We start from the raw sequence: 19,702 nt of genomic DNA, 5'->3' as shown, positions 1-19,702 counted from the left end.
TGCCGACCCCACCCGAACTGTCTACTTCAGCCGTACGGCGTCCGTGCCCGGTCCGTCGAGCATCGCGGACCCCAGCAGGATGTCCGGAATGCCGAACCCGTCGATCAGTGTCTCGACGTGGGGGCGCAGGGTGCGGCAACGCTCGTTGATCCCGCGCGTCACGGCCTTCGAACGCTCCACCGACAGATGCCGGTGCTCCATGAACCAGGCCTTGTCCTCTTCGATCACGGACAGTGCGTAGAGATCGCACACCTCGCCGAAGAGTTCCTTTGCGGTCTCGTCCTCACACGAGTCGATGCCGGCGACGAATGCTTCCAGGATGACACGCTCGATGTGCGCCTGAGCGGCTTTGAGTACGTGGTCCTGCACGAAGTTGAACGCGTCGAACGGGTTCTCCTCGCGTTTCTGCGCTGCCTGCAATCGCCTTGCCGCAGTGGCGAGTAGGTACTCCTCGCGGTCCTCGAACATCTTCATCTGGGTGCCGCGGTTGAAGAGGCTGCCGTCCTCTTCGTTGTCCTGGCGAGTGTCGACGATCGTCTGCAGGATCTGCTGCGCTGCCGTGCGCTTCTTGACCACGTCGGAGACCGTCGTTGCCGCGAAGCGCATCCAGTCGACCGGGCTCATGCCGCGGACTTCGTCGGCGTACGAGGTGAGGAGTTCTTTTGCGACCAACTGCGTCAGAACGTGGTTGTCACCCTCGAACGTGGTGAAGACGTCAGTGTCAGCCTTGAGCGCGGTGAGGCGGTTCTCGGCGAGATAGCCTGCGCCACCACAGGCTTCGCGTGCTTCCTGGATTGCCCGAGTGGCATGCCACGTGTTGGCGGCCTTGAGTCCGGCGGCACGACCCTCGAGTTCGCGCTGCTCCTGCGGGTCCGGGTCGTCGCTGCTCTGAATGTCGTGCATCGCGGCGACCAGTTCGTTCTGTGCGAACTGCAGAGCGTACGAGCGGGCGATCAACGGCAGCAGACGCTTCTGATGGACGAGGTAGTCCATGATCAGGACCTCGTCGTCACTCTTCGGAGCACTGAACTGCCTGCGCTGCAGGGCATATCGACCGGCAATGGCCAATCCCACGCGGGCGGCCGCTGCCGCCGAACCACCGACGGTGACACGTCCACGAACCAATGTGCCGACCATCGTGAAGAACCGACGGTTCGGGTTCTCGATCGCCGAGCTGTACGTGCCGTCCTCGGCGACGTCGGCGTAACGGTTGAGCAGGTTCTCCCGCGGGATGCGGACCTGGTCGAAGACGATGCGGCCGTTGTCGACTCCGGGCAGTCCACCCTTGAGCCCGCAGTCGGACGTCGTCACTCCGGGGAGGTCGTTGCCGGCGTCGTCACGAATCGGCACGACAAAGCAGTGGACGCCCTGGCTTTCGCCTCCGGTGATCAGCTGTGCGAACACTGCCGCGACAGTGGCGTGCTGGGCAGCGCCGCCGATGTAGTCCTTGCGAGAAGACGGGGTGGGGGAGTTGACGACGAACTCGCCCGTCTCGACGTCGTAGGTTGCCGTGGTTTCGAGTTCCTGGACGTCGCTGCCGTGACCGGTCTCGGTCATCGCAAAGCAACCGAGCAGGTCCAGGTCGATCAGCGGCTTGACGTACGCCTGGTGGTGACGCTCGGTGCCGAGGTTTTCGATGGCGCCGCCGAACAGTCCCCACTGCACGCCGGCCTTGACCATCAGTGAGAGGTCGGACATCGCGAGCATCTCGATGCTGGTGACGGCGCCACCCGCGTCGCCCGTTCCGCCGTGAGAGACCGCGAAACCGTTTGCGGCGTAGCCGAGATCGGCGAGGACCCGCATCTGTTCGAGAGCCTTGGAGCGCGCAATGGCGGTGTTGGGTGTGTAGTGCGGAGCAAAACGTTCGTCGTTCAATTCGCCGCGAACGCGCTCACGCACCTCCCGCCAGCGTCCGTCGAGTGTTGTCCTGAGGTGGTCCGCTGTGGTGGCCATGGAACCGACGATAGCGCGTAGCGCACCGCGGGCAACCCGGTTCGATCCCAACCTCACATTCAGCAGGAGCCCGCGGCACCCGCTTCGATTCCTTGGCGGAAGAGTTCCTTCTCGCTCTCGGACATAGCCTGGTACGAAGGGTCGTTCTCGACGATCTTCAGGAAGTCGGCGCCCGCTGTCTGTGTCGACGTGTCGCCGCTCTGAACACGCTGCTGAACGTAGACGGACACTGCCGAACACCCGCCGAGAAACGCCGGGTCGGTGCTCGTTGTCGCGGTGGTTCGAGCCGAGTCTGTGGCGCTCGGCGGCGACGAAACTGTCGCCTTGTCGTCGTTCGAAGCGTCCGAACCACACGATGTGAGAAGAATCGCAGCCGAGACCATCAGCGTCGTCAACAGTCGCTTCATGCTCGGAATCGTCTCACGTGGGGCCCGGTTCGACCGGAAAACTCGCCTCGAGCACCGAAGTCCTACACCCTGTCGTTGTCAGATTCGACAGAACTGGGACACTGGAAGCCGTGACTGTGTCTTCCGGTGATCCCGACGTGCATGCAACGAACTCCGCTCGGCTCTTCGAACGTGCCGGCAACGTGATTCCGGGTGGCGTCAACTCGCCCGTCCGCGCGTTCGGTTCGGTCGGCGGAACACCGCGATTCATTCGCGAAGCATCCGGCTACACCCTCACCGACGTCGACGGAAACAACTACGTCGACCTGGTGTCGTCCTGGGGTCCGATGATTCTCGGGCACGCTCACCCGGCAGTCGTCGAAGCCGTTCGCGAAGCAGCCCTCGGAGGTCTCTCCTTCGGTGCGCCGACCGAAGGCGAAGTTGCTCTCGCCGAGGAAATCGTCGCCCGCGTCGCGCCCGTGGAAAAGGTTCGTCTGGTCAACTCCGGAACCGAAGCCACGATGAGCGCAGTCCGCCTCGCCCGCGGATTCACCGGCCGCACCAAGATCATCAAGTTCTCCGGTTGCTACCACGGCCACGTCGATGCCCTTCTCGCCGACGCCGGATCGGGCCTCGCGACGTTCGGGCTGCCGACCTCACCCGGCGTGACCGGCGCTCAAGCCGAAGACACCATCGTCGTCCGCTACAACGATCTCGATGCAGTCGCCGCGGCGTTCGCCGCCAACCCCGACGCCATCGCGTGCGTCATCACCGAAGCTGCCGCCGGGAACATGGGCGCCGTCGCACCGCTTCCCGGTTTCAACGAGGGTCTGCGTCGTCTCACCCGTGAGCACGGCGCACTCCTGATCATGGACGAGGTGATGACGGGATTCCGCGTCAGCGCCTCGGGTTGGTACGGCATCGACAACGTCGCCGGCGACCTCTACACCTTCGGCAAGGTCATGAGCGGCGGCCTGCCTGCCGCAGCCTTCGGCGGCCGCGCCGACATCATGGGCCACCTCGCGCCGGACGGTCCCGTGTACCAGGCCGGCACCCTCTCGGGTAACCCCGTGGCCGTCGCCGCCGGACTCGCGAGTCTGCGCGCCGCCGACGCCGAGGTGTACGCCAAGCTCGGCCGGAACGCGACCGCCCTCGGCGACCTCATGACCCAAGCCCTCACCGCCGAAGGCGTCGAACACCGTGTGCAGTACGCCGGAACCTTGGTGAGCGTGTTCTTCACCGAGAACACGGTGACCAACTACGACGAAGCCAAAGCCGCGCAGACCTGGCGATTCCCCGCCTTCTTCCACGCGTTGCTCTCCCGCGGCGTGTACCCGCCGCCGAGCGCGTTCGAAGCGTGGTTCGTCTCCGCTGCACTCGACGATCGAGCATTCTCGATCATCGCCGACGCCATGCCGCACGCCGCCAAGGCCGCAGCTGCTGCCGTCAAGCCCTGACACGTTCAAGCTCGAGCAACAACCGCACGCTTCCGACATCCATCTTCTTCAGCGAGGACCCTCGACTGTGACCGACGCCGATCACCCCGACCACACGTCCACCCGCACCATCGTCCACGTCCTTCGCCACGGCGAAGTTCACAACCCGCGCGGGATCCTCTACGGACGGCTCCCGGGCTTCCGGTTGTCGGTGGCGGGCGAAGCCCAGGCTCGTGCGGTCGCGTCGGTGCTCGCCGATCACGACATCACCCACGTGGTCGCGTCGCCGCTGCAGCGCGCACAAGAGACCGCGACGCCGATCGCCGAGGCACACAAGCTCGACATCGTCACCGACGAAAACCTCATCGAGGCAGGCAACGAGTTCGAGGGTCTCAAGGTTGCCGTCGGGGACGGTGCGCTCTCACGTCCGCGTCACTGGTGGAAATTGCGTGACCCGTTCACCCCGTCCTGGGGCGAGCCCTACCTGCAGATCGCTCATCGCATGCTCGCAGCCGTCAACGCCGCACGCGTCGCGGCAGTCGGACACGAAGCCGTCGTCGTCAGCCATCAGCTTCCGGTCTGGACACTGCGTCGATTCCTGCAGGGCGAGCGTCTCTGGCACGATCCCCGTCACCGTCAGTGTGGACTGGCCTCGTTGACCTCACTGGTCTACGAAGGCGACACCCTGGTTGACATCGTCTACTCCGAACCTGCCGGTGCCTCCGACCCGAGAGTGACAGGAGCATGATTTCGCGCCGCATCGCCGCAGCATTCGCAGCCGCTGCGTCGGCGATGCTTCTTCTCTCGTCCTGCGCGACCGGCGACGACGCCGTCGCACAGGGCGGAACTTTCGACTTCGTCTCACCGGGCGGGCAGACCAAGATCTTCTACGATCCACCGTCCGACCGAGGCACCATCGGCAAGCTCTCCGGGCCCGATCTGATGAACGAAGGTCAGAAGGTCGGCGTCGACGACTTCGAGGGCAAGGTCGTCGTCCTCAACGTCTGGGGTCAGTGGTGCGGGCCGTGCCGCGCCGAAGCCGACGACCTGGAACAGGTCTACGAGCAGACCAAGGATTCGGGCGTGCAGTTCCTCGGCATCAACGTCCGCGACGACACCAAGAACAAAGCGCAGGACTTCGTGGTCGACAACAAGGTCTCGTACCCGTCGATCTACGACCCGTCGATGCGTTCGCTGATCGCCCTCGGCGACGGCTACCCCACGTCGGTCATTCCGACGACGATCGTCCTGGACCGCCAGCATCGCGTCGCCGCGGTGTTCCTCCAAGAACTTCTCGCCGAGGATTTGCTGCCCGTCGTCCAGCGAGTAGCTCAGGAAGACGCGCAGTAAAGATGACAACCACGACCACCACGCTGCTGGCCGGCAGCGACACACTGAGTGCCGGTGTGGGCGAAGCGTTTCAGAACGCGGCGTCGTCCGGTCCGCTTCTGCTGGCCCTCGGCGCCTGTGTGCTCGCCGGTCTGGTGTCGTTCGCTTCACCGTGCGTCGTGCCGCTCGTCCCCGGCTACCTGTCCTACCTGGCCGGCGTCGTCGGCGCCGACGCCCCCGCGATCACCGCCGACGAGGCGAGGACCCGGACGATCACCCGGAGCAGCCGCCTGAGGGTCGCCGGTGCGGCCGGATTGTTCGTCGCCGGCTTCACCGTCGTCTTCGTTCTCGCGACCGCGTCGGTGTTCGGCGTGATCTCGACTCTGCTCGTCAACCGCGAGGTCCTGATGCGCGTGGGCGGTGTGGTCACGATCGCGATGGGTCTGGTGTTCATCGGACTCATCCCGGCGCTGCAGAAAGACGTCCGTTTCGAACCGCGTCGTGTGTCGTCGCTGGTGGGGGCGCCGTTGCTCGGGGGAGTGTTCGCGCTGGGGTGGACGCCATGCCTCGGGCCGACGTTGGCAGGCGTGATGTCCGTAGCCGCGGGAACCGACGGGATGACCGCCGCGCGCGGTGTCACCTTGATCGTCGCGTACTGCATCGGACTCGGCCTGCCGTTCATCTTTCTGGCGCTGGGGTCGGCGCGTGCGCTGACCGGCGTCGGCTGGTTGCGTCGTAATGCACGCACCATTCAAATTTTCGGCGGAATCATGTTGGTGGCAGTGGGAATCGCCCTCGTCACAGGCGCGTGGGACCAGTTCGTCGGCTGGGTTCGCGACGCATTTATCTCGGAGGTGACGCTGCCGATATGACAGCTGACGACAATAACGACAACCCGACACCCGTGCTGCCGAAGCAGTCGGTGATCGGTCGAGTCGTTGCACTCGGGCGCAACACCTGGCGCGGGCTCACCTCGATGCGGACCGCGCTGGTTCTGCTGTTCCTCCTCGCACTCGCTGCGATCCCCGGCGCCCTGCTGCCACAGCGAACCCTCAACGAGGGCAAGGTCGCCGACTACATCGCCGCGCGTCCGACGCTCGGTCCGTGGATGGACCGCCTCGAACTGTTCGACGTGTTCAGCAGCTTCTGGTTCACCGCGATCTACGCTTTGCTCTTCATCTCGCTGGTCGGCTGCATCCTGCCGCGTTGCGTGGAGCACGCGAAGGCGCTGCGCACCCGTCCGGTGAATGCGCCGCGCAATCTTGCTCGCCTGCCGCACCACACCAAGAGCGTCGTCGACGGCGAGACTCCCGACGAACTTGCTGCCCGGGTGTCGAAAGAACTGCGTGGGTGGCGCGTCGAAACGCGTCGCGGCGATACGAAATCACGACGCGAAGGCGAGATCACCATCTCGGCGGAGAAGGGATACCTCCGCGAATTCGGCAACCTCGTGTTCCACCTGTCCCTGGTCGGATTGTTGATCGCGATCGCCGCGGGCAAGTTGTTCGGCTACGAGGGCAATCGCATCGTCATCGCCAACGACGGCCCCGGATTCTGCACGACTTCGCCGGCAGTGTTCGACTCGTTCGTCGCGGGCCTGAGCCTCGACGGCACCGGCATGACTCCGCTGTGTGTCCGTGTGAAGAATTTCCAGGCCGACTACCTCGAGACCGGTCAGGCCGAGATGTTCACCTCGGACATCTCGTACCAGGCAGGCGACGACCTCGAGTCCGATACCTGGCGGGACACGACCATCCAGGTGAACCACCCGCTGCGGATCGCCGGCGATCGTGTGTACCTGCAGGGACACGGATACGCGCCGACATTCACCGTCACGTTCCCGAACGGTGAGACCCGCACCGAGACGCTCCAGTGGCGTCCGGACGACGCCACGACGTTCCTGAGTAGTGGCGCGATGCGTTTCGACCCGCCGGGCGGCATGTATCCCGATACGGACGAGCGCCGGAAGAACCAGATTGCCATCGAAGGATTGTTCGCGCCCACAGCGCTGTTCCACGGCAACCTGCTGTCGTCGAGTTACCCGGCGATGAACGATCCGGCAGTCGCCATCGACATCTACAAGGGTGATACCGGACTCGATACCGGTAACCCGCAATCGCTGTTCGAACTCAACACCGAACTGATCAATCAGGGCCGGCTGGTCAAGCAGGACCGAGTCAATCTGTTCCCGGGTGAGAGCGCGACGCTTGCCGACGGAACTCAGGTGCGATTCGATGGTGCCGTCGACTTCGTCAACCTGCAGGTCTCCCACGATCCCGCTCAGGTGTGGGTACTGGTTTCAGCGTTGACGATGATGGCGGGGTTGCTCGTCTCGCTCGTGATCAAGCGTCGCCGCGTCTGGGCACGTATCTATCCAGATGACGAACGACGTACTGTAGTAGAACTTGGTGGGCTTGCCCGCACCGACCACGCAGGCTGGGGCGACGAGTTCGACCGCCTCGCCGACCGCTTGCTGAAAAGCAATCCGACCACCGCGGTGAACCAACCGCACGCGCAGGAGAACGCCCGATGACAACCAACGAGACACTCGCGCAGTACAGCGACTGGGCCTTCAAGTCCGCCTTCACCGTGCTCGTGCTGGCGTTTGTGCTGCTCATCGTGCAGTACGCGTCGGCCAGAGCAAAGGCGGTTCAAGACAAGGAACTGGTCACCGCCGGCGGAGTCGATGCGTCCGTGCCTGGCAGGGTCGCGGAGACTCCGACCAAGTCGCTCTCGGAGCGATTCGGCGGAATGGGCCGAGCTGTCTTGGTTGTCGGAACGGTACTGATCTTCGCGTCGATCGTGCTCCGCGGATTTGCGACGGAACGATTCCCACTCGGCAACATGTACGAATTCGTGGCGATGGCGTGTGCGGCGTCGTTGCTGGTCGGGCACGTCCTGCTGATCAAGCCGGCGTACCGTCCGATGTGGGTCTTCCTGCTGGTACCGGTTCTGATCTTGATGTTCCTCGCCGGCACGGTTCTCTACGCCGACGCGGCTCCCGTGGTTCCGGCGCTGCGCTCGTACTGGCTGCCGATTCACGTGACGATCGTCAGCGTCGGCTCCGGCATCTTCATGATCGGCGGTATCGCCAGCCTCCTGTTCCTGTTGCGACTGAAGTTCCCGCCCGGTGACGAAGGCACGAGCATCGGCGGCCGGATCGCGGAGCGACTGCCGGACGCCCAGACGCTCGACCGCTTGGCATACAAGAGCACGATCATCGCATTTCCGCTGTTCGGCGCAGGTGTGATCCTCGGTGCGATCTGGGCGGAAGCTGCATGGGGACGCTTCTGGGGTTGGGACCCCAAAGAGACGATGTCCTTCATCGCCTGGGTGATCTACGCGGCCTACCTGCACGCGAGGGCAACGTCTGGTTGGCGGGAGACGAAGGCTGCCTGGATCAACATCGCCGGATTCGTTGCGATGCTGTTCAATCTCTTCATCATCAACATGGTCGTGTCCGGCTTGCACTCCTACGCGGGACTCAACTGATCCTCTCGAGGTACCGTGGGTGGCTGCCGACCGGTCTGTAGGTATCACCGGTGGGTAAGTCAGGGGCGGCGCCAGCTACGATGCAGCTTGGTGAATTACTAGCTGTCTGGTAGCTGCGGGATCGACGAGGGGGAACTGCGAGATGGCCGACAAGATCGAAGACGCCGGAGCAGGATTGTGGGAGCCGGTGCGTCCTGCCGAGCCGACGCGGCGCGAGCTGCGCACATCCGCGCCCGAGCCGTCATCCGACTCGGTTCCCAGTGATGTTCGCAGTCTCTTCGTGGCCCCGGTCGACTCCGGCCCGCTCCAGCAAGTCGCCGGCCAGGCGCCCAGTGCACCTGCCGCTCCGCCGCCGACGACGACCCCAGCGACTCCGGCGGCGCCGGTACCAGGTCCCAAGACTCCGGTCATCCAGTATCCGGCAGCACAGCCGGGCCCGATCAACGGCCAGTTCTCGACCTCGCCCGCGATGCCGATGCAGACCTACGAACCTACGAATCGTGCAGGGTCGGTGCCGGATTCGCGAACTGGCCCTCCGCAGCCTGTCCAGAATTCGCAGCCTGTCCAGAATTCGCTGCCTGTCCAGAATCCGCTGCCTGTCCAGAATTCGCAGCCCAGTCCGACCGCGCATGGATCCGCGAGACCGCTCCAGCACCCGCAGGCGCCTTTTGCGCCCGGCGTGCATCCGCCAAATCCCGTGATTCGGCAGTTCGGGCACCCCGGCGCTGCGCCGGTGCAGAACGGCCACGCCCTGCAAAATGGTCAGGCCGTGCCGAATGGGTTGGCCATGCCGATGGCCCCGCCGACAGCGCCACCTACTCGCGCTCCGATGCCGCAGACCGGATTCAACTCGGCTCCGGACAGTCGCTTCGAGTCAGCTCTCCCGATGACTGCGCAAGATCTCTCGGCTGCGCTCCTCGTCAAGCGGCCTGTCCGGCGTGCCCCGGTGGGTGGCTGGCGTAAGGCGCTGTACACGTTGTCCGGCCGATCGGTGAACCTCGGAAACGGTGCAAAGGAGCAGCACCTCGTCGAGTTGACGCGCCAGATCAACCAGCCGTTGCAGGGCTGCTACAAGGTTGCGGTGCTCAGTCTCAAAGGTGGCGTCGGAAAAACCACGACCACTGCGACACTGGGGTCGATGTTCGGCTCGATCCGCGGCGATCGCGTCGTCGCTGTCGATGCAAACCCCGACCGGGGAACGCTGAGCCAGAAGATCCCGCTCGAAACTCCGGCAACAGTGCGAAACCTGCTGCGCGACGAGAACAGCATCGAGAAGTACAGCGACGTCCGTGGCTACACATCGCAGAATCGCCACCGTCTCGAAGTGCTTGCCTCCGACAGCGATCCAGCAGTTTCAGAAGCCTTCAGCGGCGGGGACTACACGCGCACGGTCGACATGCTCGAGAAGTTCTACAGCATAGTTCTGACCGACTGCGGCACCGGATTGATGCACTCGGCGATGCAGGCCATTCTCGAAGGTGCAGATTCGTTGATCGTCGTCAGTTCCGGATCCGTCGACGGTGCACGTAGCGCCTCCGCGACACTTGATTGGCTCGACGCTCACGGTTACAGCAGGCTGGTCGCCACGTCCGTAGCCGTCATCAACGCGGTACGGCCTCGCTCGGGCAAGGTTGATCTGCCCCGGGTCGTCGAGCATTTCGAGCAGCGCTGTCGAGCGGTGAGACTGATTCCGTTCGATCCGCATTTGGAAGAGGGCGCCGAAATCGATCTGGACCGGCTGCGTCCAGGTACTCGGGAAGCGGTGCTGGAGTTGGCTGCGGTGGTTGCGCAGGACTTTCCTGCCTCCCCGTTCGCGTTGCCGGGGCGGTAATCGGATAGCCGGGTGAGCCCGGACGCTACGTCGACGTGTCAGTCGGCGGTACGTCCGGCCCTTCCGTGCGCTTGCGTCGTGTTTGCTGGTTCACATTCCACAGGAATTCGGGATCGTCGTCCGGCCCGCGTACGCCGCTCACCGGGGTACGCGTCGACGGATCGGGCCCGAACGCCTTCCACATCAGAACGATCAATGTCACCAAACCCACCAACGCCAACAGATACAACACGGCGCACCTCCTCAGGGAACTGAAGTCGAGCCTACTCAGTCTCCGGCCCGCTTCACCAGAAGTGGTGCGGACAAGCGTTTCGGCTCAGTGCGCTAGTGCTGTATCTGTCGGGTACTGCAAGATCTGTCGGGTACTACATGTACTTCGACGTGAGCTGAAGTTGCTCAGTTGTTGTCCGCTTCGGTGGTCAGCGAGCGCAGAAGCTGCATGACCTCGGTCTCACGGAATCGACGATGTCCTCCTGGTGTGCGAAGCGAGCCCAGTCGTCCTGCGTGTGCCCAGCGGGTCACGGTCTTGGGATCGACATGAAACAATGCCGCTACCTGTCCGGGCGTCATGAGTGCGTCTGCGGCGGTATTGAAGGTTGGTGCGCTCATTGTGAGGTCCTCCATGTTGATGTCGAACGTTTGACGAACAGTGATTCCGAACCGAGCAGTGATTCCGAACTTTGGTTCCGAACCGTTGTGTCGACCAGTTGCCAAAAACCTGCGTCGAGTTTGTTTCGAAGTCCTTCGCTCACATTCGACCGTTTTCTGAGTGGTAGCGCAATGTTTGCACAGATATAGCCGGGTAGTCGATCTTTCAAGATAAAGTAATGTTTAAGTAAAGGACAAAATGGATATAGCGGGCTCAGTCCCACCCGTATTCGGAATGGGTAACCTGAGAGGGTGAGTCAGTTGTCTGAAAACCCCGAAAATGTTCCTTCTGAGCCGGTCAAGGCCAGTAAACCCTCCGCAAACTCTGGGCAAGCAAAGTCGGCTGCCGGGCCGGTGACCAAGGGTCAACTGGCCCGCGACGTGGTGCTGTACTCGGTCGCTCGGCTGCTGCTTGTCGTCGTGATCGGTGCCGTCATCATCGGTGGCGGAAAGCTCGCCGGCACCGACGTTCCCCTGATCGTCGCGGCACTGTTCGCAGTTCTGATCGCGCTGCCGCTGTCGCTGCTGCTCTTCGCGAAACTGCGCAAGCGTGTCAATGCGGGCATCGCGGCGGTCGACGCCCAGCGTCGGTCCGATCGTGACGATCTTCGCTCCAAGCTGCGCGGAGACGGGCGGTGACCACGGAGTCGCTCGACGTCGACCGTCGGACCTCGCGCCAGTGGGTCGACAACGCGGTGCGGCTGATCGAAGCCGACGCGCAACGCAGCGCGGACACTCACCTACTGCGCTATCCGCTGCCGAGTAACTGGACCGTCCAGCTCTATCTGAAGGACGAGTCGACCCACATCACGGGGAGTCTCAAGCATCGACTCGCACGGTCGCTTTTCCTCTACGCGATCTGCAACGGCTGGGTTACCGAAGAGACCACCGTCATCGAAGCGTCGTCCGGTTCGACGGCTGTCAGCGAGGCGTATTTCGCGAAGTTGCTCGGCCTGGATTTTGTCGCGGTGATGCCCGCGAGCACGAGTCCCGCCAAGATCGCACTGATCGAGGCGCAGGGCGGACGTTGTCATTTCGTGAGCGATCCGTCCTCGATCTACTCGGAATCGCATCGGCTCGCGAGTGAGTTGAACGGTCACTACATGGACCAGTTCACCCACGCCGAGCGCGCGACGGACTGGCGTGGAAACAACAACATCGCCGAATCGATCTTCACTCAGCTCGAGCACGAGGAACATCCGATTCCCGACTGGGTGGTCGTCGGAGCCGGGACGGGCGGAACCGGCGCCACGATCGGCCGCTTTCTTCGCTATCGGAAATTCGACACGGGGCTGTGCGTGGTAGATCCGGAGCACTCCGTGTTCTTCGACGCGTGGCGAGCGAGCGATCCGTCGATCGTCGGTACACGGGGTTCCCGGATCGAGGGCATCGGCCGTCCGCGCGTCGAACCGTCGTTTGTCGGTCAGGTGGTCGACCGAATGATCAAGGTGCCGGATGCAGGCTCGATCGCGGCCGCCCGGCACGCCAGCGCAGCCCTGGGGCGCAAAGTGGGTGGCTCGACGGGGACGAACCTGTGGGGAGCTTTTGCGTTGATTGCCGAGATGATGGCGGCCGGGCGCAGCGGCAGCGTCGTCACGCTGCTGTGCGACGGCGGAGAGCGTTACTCGGGCACGTACTACAACGACGAATGGGTGGCGTCGGAAGGGATCGACCTGCTCGGTCCGACGGCAGTGTTGGACGAGTTCGTCCGTTCGGGTGCGTGGACGGCCAGTTCCTGAATCGCCGGCGCCGGACCGTGTGACGGGCGGCTCATCGTCACCCGCGGCCAGGCGTCCAGCCCGGACGATTGCTCGTCCGTTCTGATGCGTATCAGGCCGGGAGAGAGCGTGTTCTCGGCCAGACGCACGAACCCGAGTCGCTCGTAGTACGGCGCGTTCCACGGAACGTCGACGAACGTCGTCAGAGTCACGAGATCGTGGTGGTGGTCCGCCGCCCATTCGGTGACGGCGTCGATCAGCTGAGCTCCGAGGCCTTTGCGGGCATGATCGGGGTGAACGGAGACCTGTTCGATATGTGCACCGCCGTCCACGATCTCGACGAGCGCGTACGCAACGGGTACGTCGTTTGCGTCGGTCTGAACCCAGATGTGCTCGGCTGCGAGAAAATCGTTCAACTCGTCGAGCGTCGGCGGTGGATCGTCTGCGATGGCGTCCATCCCGATGTCTCGGAACGGTTCGCCCGCGGCGATCTCGATCTGTTGCAGTGCGGGTAGGTCGGTGGATATGGCCGAGCGGATCACAGAAACCGTTTTACCTCGAGAGTGGAGTTTCTCCCAGCGCTACGCCTTCTGTAACCCAAACCTACGCAACCGTAGGTTGTGTATCGTTTGGTCAAGGGGCACTTCTCCAGCGAGGGCGGATCATGGGCAATCCTGAAGTTTCACTCGACAATTACGAGGCTGTGTACGAGTACTACCGCAGTCATCAGCAGAACCGATTCGTGGCGAAGCTCGCTTATGCCGCATTGGCGCTGAAGTACCGCCCGCGAGTGAAGTACGCGCCGGGTGCGGAAGCCGCGCTGAAGACTCTGCTGGAACGCAAGACGCAGTTGGTCGTGGCAGTCAATCATCTGACCGAGAGCGACCAGTTCACGCTCGCCGCGACCGCGTGGCGGACTCCGTTGCGTCGAGTGATCGGACGGACCCGGGTCCTCGCCAAAGACGAACTCTTCGTTGATCCTTCACAGCGCAAGAAGGTCGACATGATGGGCAGCATCCCGGTTTTTCGCAGCAAGAACTACGGCCTCCGTGCAGTTTCGGATGCCGGCCGAGTGATGATGGACGTCGCGGCCGAGCGGCTGGGCAACGGGGATTGTCTGGCGATTTTCCCGGAAGGGACGTGCAACACCGAAGATCCGACGCGGCTGCAGCACGTCAACAGCGGAATCGGCCACATCGTCGCGCGCGCCGAGAAGTTGGGATGCTCACCGGCCCTGGTGTCGATCGGCATCAATTACGGTCCGGTGGCCGGCGACGTCAAGGCTGCGAGTGTCTTTGTCGGAATGCCGGTGACCGAACTTCCGGACAAGCCGATGGATATCGCCCGAACTGTGCAGGCCGACTTGCAGGTGGCAGTGAACGGAGCCGTCGCCGGATACTAGACGCGCCTGTCAATTTTGGTTGACAGATTCCGGTTGTCAACCTAAATTGACATCATGACCGAAGCAACCTCTCTCGCTGCTGCCGCCGGCAGCCCGGATCCCACCGAGGGATTGCGTGCTGTTCGAGCGCTGCGTCGTCTGCTCGAAAAACTCGAGGCCATTCAGGTCGCCAATGCGCGCCGTCATGGATGGTCCTGGCAGGCGATCGCGGAAGCTCTCGAGGTCAGCCGTCAAGCCGTCCACAAGAAATACGCGTCAGCGCAGTCGGAATCGATGCTGCGTTCACTGCGCGAGAAGGGCAGGTAATTGTCATGTTCGAAAGGTTCTCCGCGCAGGCTCGTGGCGTCGTTGTCGATGCTGTCGCCGGATCCGGTCCGGTCACGCCGATGGAACTTCTGACCGCGCTGCTCACCGCTGATCGGGGCATCGCCACCGAGGTGCTCACCGAGTCCGGTGTCTCCCTCGACGTGATCCACCACGCCGGCGCCGGATCGAACGAAGGTAGCTCGAACAATTTCGACGACGACGCCGAGATACTCAAGTCGATCGGCATCGATCTCGATGCGGTTCGGGAGAGTCTCGAGCAGTCCTTCGGCGAAGGTGTGCTGGACGAGACTCCTGTGCCGGACGGCGTCGACACTTCTCGCAAGAGTCGATTTGGGTTCCCTCGTTCACGATTCGAGAAGGACTCCAAGAAGGTGTTGGAACTCTCGCTTCGTGAAGCGCTCGCGCACAAGGACAATCGAATCGGTGCCGAACACATCCTGCTCGGCATCCTGCGTGTCGCCGACGGGCCTACCCGTCAGGCCCTCGAAACGCAGGTCACGATGTCGGTGATCCGTGAGCGCTTGGAAGCGAAGATGAATCGCGCCGCCTAGATTCGGCACGGCTCCGCATGCACGGGGCGGGATGTGCCAGCATTCAGACATGACATTTCTGGCACGTCTCATCATCAACGGCATAGCCATCTGGCTGGCGTCGGCGTGGGTCACCGGCATCACGATCGCCAACCACGACAACGGCACCTGGGGCACGGTTCTCGTGATCGCGGTGATCGCTTTGATCTTCACGGTGGTCAACGCCTTCATCAAGCCGGTAGTGCAGCTTCTGTCGCTACCGCTGCTCATCCTGACTCTCGGATTGTTCACGCTCGTGATCAACGCCCTCATGCTGATGCTGACGGCGTGGATCTCGTCCGGAACGTCCTACGGCTTGACGGTCGACGGCTTCTGGACGGCAGTCTGGGGCGCGCTGATCATCTCGATCGTGAACTTTCTGCTCAGCGCGTTCGTCCCCGACAACCGTTGAGTACGTCGACGTTCAGGCGAGACTGAGCGCAACTGCGGTCGCGGCACCCCAGACGAGCATGGCGAGTCCGGTGTCGCGCAACGCGGGGATCAGGGCCATACCCTGACCGCCGGAACGCAGTGGGGCGTTGGCTCGGATTGCCAGTGGCAACGCCAGCAATCCGAGCAGGGCCCACGGAGTACGCAGGATCAGCAGCAGGGTCGCGACGAACGGGACGGCCAGCAGGATCACGTGCAGTGTGCGGGTCTTCGCGTCGCCGAGCCGGACTGCGAGAGTGATCTTTCCGGACTCGGTGTCGGTCGGGATGTCTCGAAGATTGTTGGCAACGAGCACCGCGCTCGAGAATGAACCGATGGCGATCGCGCCGGCCAGCCCGGCCAGATCCACCCGTTCGGCCTGTACGAATTGAGTTCCCAGCACTGCGATCAGCCCGAAGAAGATGAACACGGCGATCTCGCCGAACCCGCTGTATCCGTACGGCTTCTTGCCGCCGGTGTAGAACCAGGCACCGATGATGCAGAACACGCCGACCGCAACCAGCCACCAGGCTGTGGTCGCCGCCAGAACGAACCCGGCTACAGCGGCAACGGTGAAGCAGCTGATCGCTGCGGCCTTCACAGCTCCGGGACTGACCAACTTCGATCCGACCAAGCGCAGTGGCCCGACGCGGTCGTCGTCCGTTCCGCGGATTCCGTCGGAGTAGTCGTTCGCGAAATTCACCCCGACGATCAAGGCCAAGGAGACGATCAGTGCCAGGAGCGCCTTCCACCACACTGCGAGGTCCAGGGACGCCGCGGCTCCGGTGCCGACCAGCACGGGCGCAATCGCGTTCGGGAGTGTGCGCGGCCTCGCGCCTTCGATCCATTGAGCAGCTGTTGCCATACAACGATCTTTGCACTGTGCAATACGATCGAACGCGGTGGATCAGCACATGACTCGAGACGTGAGTGAGCGCGCCAGGTACGCGCAGTCGGGCGAAGACCCGGCAGACATTGCCTTGCTCGGACCCATTTCGACCAAAGTGGGCGATCGTCTGGTTCCGTTGCCGGGTCCGCGAGCTCGAACTCTGCTGGTTGCGCTGGCTCGCAATCCGGGTGAGGCCCGTACTGCGCAGAGCCTGATCGACGACGTCTGGGGGCTGGAGCCGCCGCGCTCACCGATGAACGCCCTCCACACTCAGGTCTCGCGCCTGCGATCTGCACTTCCGGACGGGGCGCTCGAAGTCACGGCGGCCGGATACCGGCTCACTCTCGCTCGGGAGCGTGTCGACCTGGCCCGGGCAGCGGACGCCGTCCGTCGTCTGCGCGCCGGCGGCGCCGACGCGTCCGAGGCACTCGCCCTCACGACCGCGGCGCTGCGCCTGTGGCGCGGTACCCCCGGGAGCGACGTGGTCGGCGACGTCGCAGATCGTCTGGCGCTCGACGCAGGCCGTGTGTACGACGAACTGGAGTCCGCGCAGATCGACGCGTTGCTCACGTTGGGGGAGTACGCGGCCGCCATTCCACTGGTGCGCGGACGCCATCTGGCTAGCCCGTTCGACGACACAGCGGCCGAAGCGTTGATGCGTGCGCTCGCCGGAGCCGGCCGAGTCAACGAGGCACTCGAAGTGTTCGCGGAGTTCCGCAACCACCTCGCCAATCGCCTGGGCGCTGATCCGTCACCCGCACTGGTGACTCTGAACGCGGAACTTCTCGGGGCACCTGCGGCAACACCGCGAGCTGCGCGGGCGATCGGTCTACGCGCTGCCCCCAACACCTTGCTCGGTCGCGACAGCGACATCGACCAGATCGAATCCTTGCTGGCTCGCTCACGTGTGGTCACCATTCTCGGACCCGGTGGCGCCGGAAAAACCCGTCTCGCACACGAATTGGGCCTGCGCGGATCCGTGAACCAGCCTGGCGTCGCGGTGGTACTCGTGGAGTTGGCGTCGTTGCGCAGCAGTGAAGATGTCATCGCGGCCATCGGCGGCACCCTCGGAATCAGCGAATCCGATCTGGCGCCAGGCAAATTGACCGTCGGCCGGACGCATTCGGCGCGAGAGCGACTCAAAGAGGCGTTGTCCGCCGGTCCGATGTTGCTCATCCTCGACAATTGCGAGCACGTGATCGGCGCGTGTTCGGAGATAGTGGCCGAGATGATCGCGGCCGGTCGTCAGCTGACGGTACTGACCACCAGTCGTTCGCCGCTCATGATCAGTGCCGAGGCGGTGTACCCGTTGCCGCCGTTGGCGATCGACGACGGAACCGGCTCGGCAGTCGAACTCTTCTCGGCGAGAGCACGTGCGGTGCGGCCGTCCGTTCATCTGGACGTCGATGCGGTCGTCAAGCTGTGTACGACGCTCGACGGACTCCCGTTGGCGATCGAGCTCGCGGCTGCCCGGGTCCGCACGATGAGCGTCGACGAGATCGGTTCGAGACTTCGAGATCGGTTTGCGTTGTTGCGCTCCGATGATCCGACGTCTCCGGATCGGCATCGCACTCTGCACGCGGTGATCGACTGGAGCTGGAATCTGTTGGGCAGCGGGGATCAGATTGCGCTGCGTCGATTGTGCCGATTCCCGGCAGGTTTCACGCTTTCCTCGGCGCAGGCCGTTGCCGGGTGGGGCGAGTTGACCGATGTGGCCGGCGCCGTCGAAGCGCTGGTCAATCAGTCACTTCTTTCCGTCAGCGACGGGCAGGGTGAGCTTCGGTACTACATGCTCGAGACGGTCCGTGAATACGGCGAGGAGCGACTCGCCGCGTCCGGAGAGGGGCCGGAAGTCATCCGGCGCCTGGATGACTGGGCAATCGCGATCGCCGAGGACGCCGTCGTGCGTGCACGCACGGATCAGCTGCGCCTGATTGCCGACCTCGACGCCGAGCACGACAACCTTCTCGCGGTTCTTCGCTGGGCCGTGGAGCGCGGCGACGCGGTCACCGTAGCCAATGTCTTTCCCGTCCTCGCGATTCTGTGGGCCGTACGAGGATCGAATTCGGAAGTCTCGAACTGGGCGTCGAAGATCGTCGGGGCGACCGCGGACAACGATCTACGCGATGTAAATGCAGAATTGGTGGGCGCGACGTTCATTCTGGTGGCGATGCATCTGTTTTTCGCGGAGACCGATCGAAACCATGCCCGCGCGCGGGTTCGTCTTCGAAAGCTGTTGCGTGAGCGCGATGATCTCGGTCCGTTGTTCGCATTTCTGATCAAGCTGACCACGAGTGGGACCGCCAACCACAGACTTGCGCGTTTGGTTGCGGAAGGCGTTCGCAGTTCCGACCCCGAGACCCGAATGGCTGCGCTGTCCGCGCGTTCGAATATGCGCGAGAACATCGGGGATCTGCGGGGCGCTTTGCTGGACGGGGAAGCGTTGTTCGACTACGCGACCAATGCCGGTGACGAGTGGGGCCTTGCGATGGCGGCCCAGCATGTCGGGTCGGTCCACAGCCAATCCGCGCGATATGGCGAGGCCATCGAGTTCTACGCGATTGCGGCGGCGTCGATGGAACGCCTCGGTGCACGTGACGAGGCGATGCAGCTCATCTGCTTTCAAGCCGGAGCAATGATCGCATCCGGTGACACCGCCGGCGGGCGAACACTTCTCGATCGGGCACGCCCGGCCTTGGCGCACTCGGGTGGGACCGGTGCCATCGAAACCGATCAACGGCGCGCGGCGCTCATAGCGAGCATCGCCGAGGCGGATCTCGCCGACGGCCGAATCGACGAAGGGTTGGCCAGGTATCGAGAAGCACTGGAGTTGTTGGGCTCTGCGATCGAGAACATCTTCGGTGATCCCTTCGTCGTTCTGCTCGGTGCTGCGGCAGTGTGTGCTCACGTCGTTCACGGCCGACATGAACTCGTGGCAAATCGTGTTCTGCAGATGAAGGATTCGAGTGCTCTCAAGTTCGATCCCAAGGGTTATGCGGACCTGCCGCTCGCGGGTTCCTTGGCGTCGGCGATCGGGTCGTTCGATCTTGTCACGGGCAACATCGATCGAGGGGTCGAACTGATGGCTCTGTCGTTGAAAATGCCGGGGAGACAGGACTTCGTCTCGCTCCACCATGCGCGCCTCTCCGAATTCGCGGTTGGTGTAGTCGGAGCCGACAAGTGGTCTGTGGAAACCGAGAAGGTATCGGGTTACTCACGCAGAGCGGTCCGCGAAGCAGTGTTGGCTGCGCTTCGCGGACCGGTGCTGGATTAGAGCTGGACGATGTTGCGGG

Annotated in this window: 20 protein-coding genes; 14 read left to right on the top strand and 6 right to left on the bottom strand. The window is 63.5% G+C overall.

The genetic code is table 11. The features are described 5' to 3' along the window. Positions 1–21 precede the first annotated feature (21 nt). Positions 22–1,953 (bottom strand): acyl-CoA dehydrogenase, encoded by a 1,932-nt coding sequence (locus ABX74_RS22995; RefSeq protein ID WP_024487810.1) that lies wholly within the window; start codon positions 1,951–1,953, stop codon positions 22–24. A gap of 59 nt (positions 1,954–2,012) precedes the next feature. Continuing rightward, the gene (locus ABX74_RS22990) at positions 2,013–2,360 is read right to left on the bottom strand and encodes a hypothetical protein (protein ID WP_029254849.1); all 348 of its coding nucleotides are present in this window, start codon (positions 2,358–2,360) and stop codon (positions 2,013–2,015) included. A gap of 110 nt (positions 2,361–2,470) precedes the next feature. Between ABX74_RS22990 and hemL the strand changes: the two genes are divergently transcribed. The 7 genes from hemL (at position 2,471) to ABX74_RS22955 (ending at position 10,427) form a co-directional block, all read left to right on the top strand. Beyond that, positions 2,471–3,796 (top strand): glutamate-1-semialdehyde 2,1-aminomutase, encoded by a 1,326-nt coding sequence (hemL, locus tag ABX74_RS22985; protein WP_047889812.1) that lies wholly within the window; start codon positions 2,471–2,473, stop codon positions 3,794–3,796. 67 nt (positions 3,797–3,863) lie between these two features. Further along, complete coding sequence (locus ABX74_RS22980) at positions 3,864–4,523, top strand: histidine phosphatase family protein (RefSeq protein ID WP_003941868.1); 660 nt, start codon at positions 3,864–3,866, stop codon at positions 4,521–4,523. Next, positions 4,520–5,125: a TlpA disulfide reductase family protein gene (locus ABX74_RS22975; protein ID WP_003942071.1), complete on the top strand. Its 606-nt coding sequence runs from the start codon at positions 4,520–4,522 to the stop codon at positions 5,123–5,125. Before ABX74_RS22980 ends, ABX74_RS22975 begins: the two co-directional genes overlap by 4 nt. A gap of 2 nt (positions 5,126–5,127) precedes the next feature. Next, positions 5,128–5,976, top strand: a complete 849-nt coding sequence (locus ABX74_RS22970; RefSeq protein ID WP_019744353.1) for a cytochrome c biogenesis CcdA family protein — start codon at positions 5,128–5,130, stop codon at positions 5,974–5,976. After that, positions 5,973–7,637 carry a cytochrome c biogenesis protein ResB gene (locus ABX74_RS22965; RefSeq protein WP_021333939.1) on the top strand — a complete coding sequence of 555 codons (1,665 nt, stop codon included), beginning with the start codon at positions 5,973–5,975 and terminating at the stop codon, positions 7,635–7,637. Before ABX74_RS22970 ends, ABX74_RS22965 begins: the two co-directional genes overlap by 4 nt. Further along, positions 7,634–8,596 carry a c-type cytochrome biogenesis protein CcsB gene (gene ccsB, locus ABX74_RS22960; RefSeq protein ID WP_047889757.1) on the top strand — a complete coding sequence of 321 codons (963 nt, stop codon included), beginning with the start codon at positions 7,634–7,636 and terminating at the stop codon, positions 8,594–8,596. The genes ABX74_RS22965 and ccsB overlap by 4 nt, the downstream gene beginning before the upstream one ends. 142 nt (positions 8,597–8,738) lie before the next feature. Next, positions 8,739–10,427: a MinD/ParA family protein gene (locus ABX74_RS22955; RefSeq protein WP_189637349.1), complete on the top strand. Its 1,689-nt coding sequence runs from the start codon at positions 8,739–8,741 to the stop codon at positions 10,425–10,427. Positions 10,428–10,452: 25 nt separating this feature from the next. On the opposite strand, the gene ABX74_RS22950 is transcribed toward ABX74_RS22955, so the two are convergent. Then, positions 10,453–10,659, bottom strand: a complete 207-nt coding sequence (locus tag ABX74_RS22950; RefSeq protein ID WP_019744349.1) for a hypothetical protein — start codon at positions 10,657–10,659, stop codon at positions 10,453–10,455. Positions 10,660–10,823: 164 nt separating this feature from the next. Next, positions 10,824–11,036: a BldC family transcriptional regulator gene (locus ABX74_RS22945; protein WP_003942029.1), complete on the bottom strand. Its 213-nt coding sequence runs from the start codon at positions 11,034–11,036 to the stop codon at positions 10,824–10,826. A 291-nt stretch (positions 11,037–11,327) separates the two neighbouring features. Between ABX74_RS22945 and ABX74_RS22940 the strand changes: the two genes are divergently transcribed. Together ABX74_RS22940 and ABX74_RS22935 are read left to right on the top strand one after the other, a co-directional pair. Next, the gene (locus tag ABX74_RS22940) at positions 11,328–11,714 is read left to right on the top strand and encodes a DUF4229 domain-containing protein (RefSeq protein ID WP_019744347.1); all 387 of its coding nucleotides are present in this window, start codon (positions 11,328–11,330) and stop codon (positions 11,712–11,714) included. Beyond that, positions 11,711–12,814 carry a PLP-dependent cysteine synthase family protein gene (locus ABX74_RS22935; RefSeq protein ID WP_047889756.1) on the top strand — a complete coding sequence of 368 codons (1,104 nt, stop codon included), beginning with the start codon at positions 11,711–11,713 and terminating at the stop codon, positions 12,812–12,814. Before ABX74_RS22940 ends, ABX74_RS22935 begins: the two co-directional genes overlap by 4 nt. On the opposite strand, the gene ABX74_RS22930 is transcribed toward ABX74_RS22935, so the two are convergent. After that, positions 12,712–13,335 (bottom strand): GNAT family N-acetyltransferase, encoded by a 624-nt coding sequence (locus tag ABX74_RS22930; RefSeq protein ID WP_020968948.1) that lies wholly within the window; start codon positions 13,333–13,335, stop codon positions 12,712–12,714. The genes ABX74_RS22935 and ABX74_RS22930 overlap by 103 nt on opposite strands. A gap of 122 nt (positions 13,336–13,457) precedes the next feature. Between ABX74_RS22930 and ABX74_RS22925 the strand changes: the two genes are divergently transcribed. The 4 genes from ABX74_RS22925 to ABX74_RS22910 are packed head-to-tail and all read left to right on the top strand — an operon-like array spanning position 13,458 to position 15,503. Continuing rightward, on the top strand, positions 13,458–14,195 hold the full coding sequence (locus ABX74_RS22925) for a lysophospholipid acyltransferase family protein (RefSeq protein WP_021333944.1): 738 nt from the start codon (positions 13,458–13,460) through the stop codon (positions 14,193–14,195). 54 nt (positions 14,196–14,249) lie between these two features. Then, positions 14,250–14,501, top strand: coding sequence for an HTH domain-containing protein (locus ABX74_RS22920; RefSeq protein WP_003941869.1), 252 nt, complete (start codon positions 14,250–14,252; stop codon positions 14,499–14,501). 5 nt (positions 14,502–14,506) lie between these two features. Next, positions 14,507–15,073: a Clp protease N-terminal domain-containing protein gene (locus tag ABX74_RS22915; protein ID WP_047889755.1), complete on the top strand. Its 567-nt coding sequence runs from the start codon at positions 14,507–14,509 to the stop codon at positions 15,071–15,073. Positions 15,074–15,122: 49 nt separating this feature from the next. After that, on the top strand, positions 15,123–15,503 hold the full coding sequence (locus ABX74_RS22910; protein WP_003941998.1) for a phage holin family protein: 381 nt from the start codon (positions 15,123–15,125) through the stop codon (positions 15,501–15,503). A gap of 12 nt (positions 15,504–15,515) precedes the next feature. Here the strand turns inward: ABX74_RS22910 and ABX74_RS22905 are convergent, their stop codons facing one another. Beyond that, positions 15,516–16,385 carry a 1,4-dihydroxy-2-naphthoate polyprenyltransferase gene (locus tag ABX74_RS22905; RefSeq protein WP_019744341.1) on the bottom strand — a complete coding sequence of 290 codons (870 nt, stop codon included), beginning with the start codon at positions 16,383–16,385 and terminating at the stop codon, positions 15,516–15,518. 49 nt (positions 16,386–16,434) lie between these two features. On the opposite strand from ABX74_RS22905, the gene ABX74_RS22900 reads away from it, so the two are divergent. Further along, on the top strand, positions 16,435–19,683 hold the full coding sequence (locus tag ABX74_RS22900; RefSeq protein ID WP_047889810.1) for a BTAD domain-containing putative transcriptional regulator: 3,249 nt from the start codon (positions 16,435–16,437) through the stop codon (positions 19,681–19,683). Positions 19,684–19,702 lie beyond the last annotated feature (19 nt).

The sequence above is a fragment of the Rhodococcus sp. ARP2 genome, assembly GCF_001029585.1.
Classification (GTDB): Bacteria; Actinomycetota; Actinomycetes; order Mycobacteriales; family Mycobacteriaceae; genus Rhodococcus_F; species Rhodococcus_F erythropolis.
Note: the sequence above shows the minus strand (reverse complement) of the source record. Positions and strands in the feature narration are given on the sequence as shown.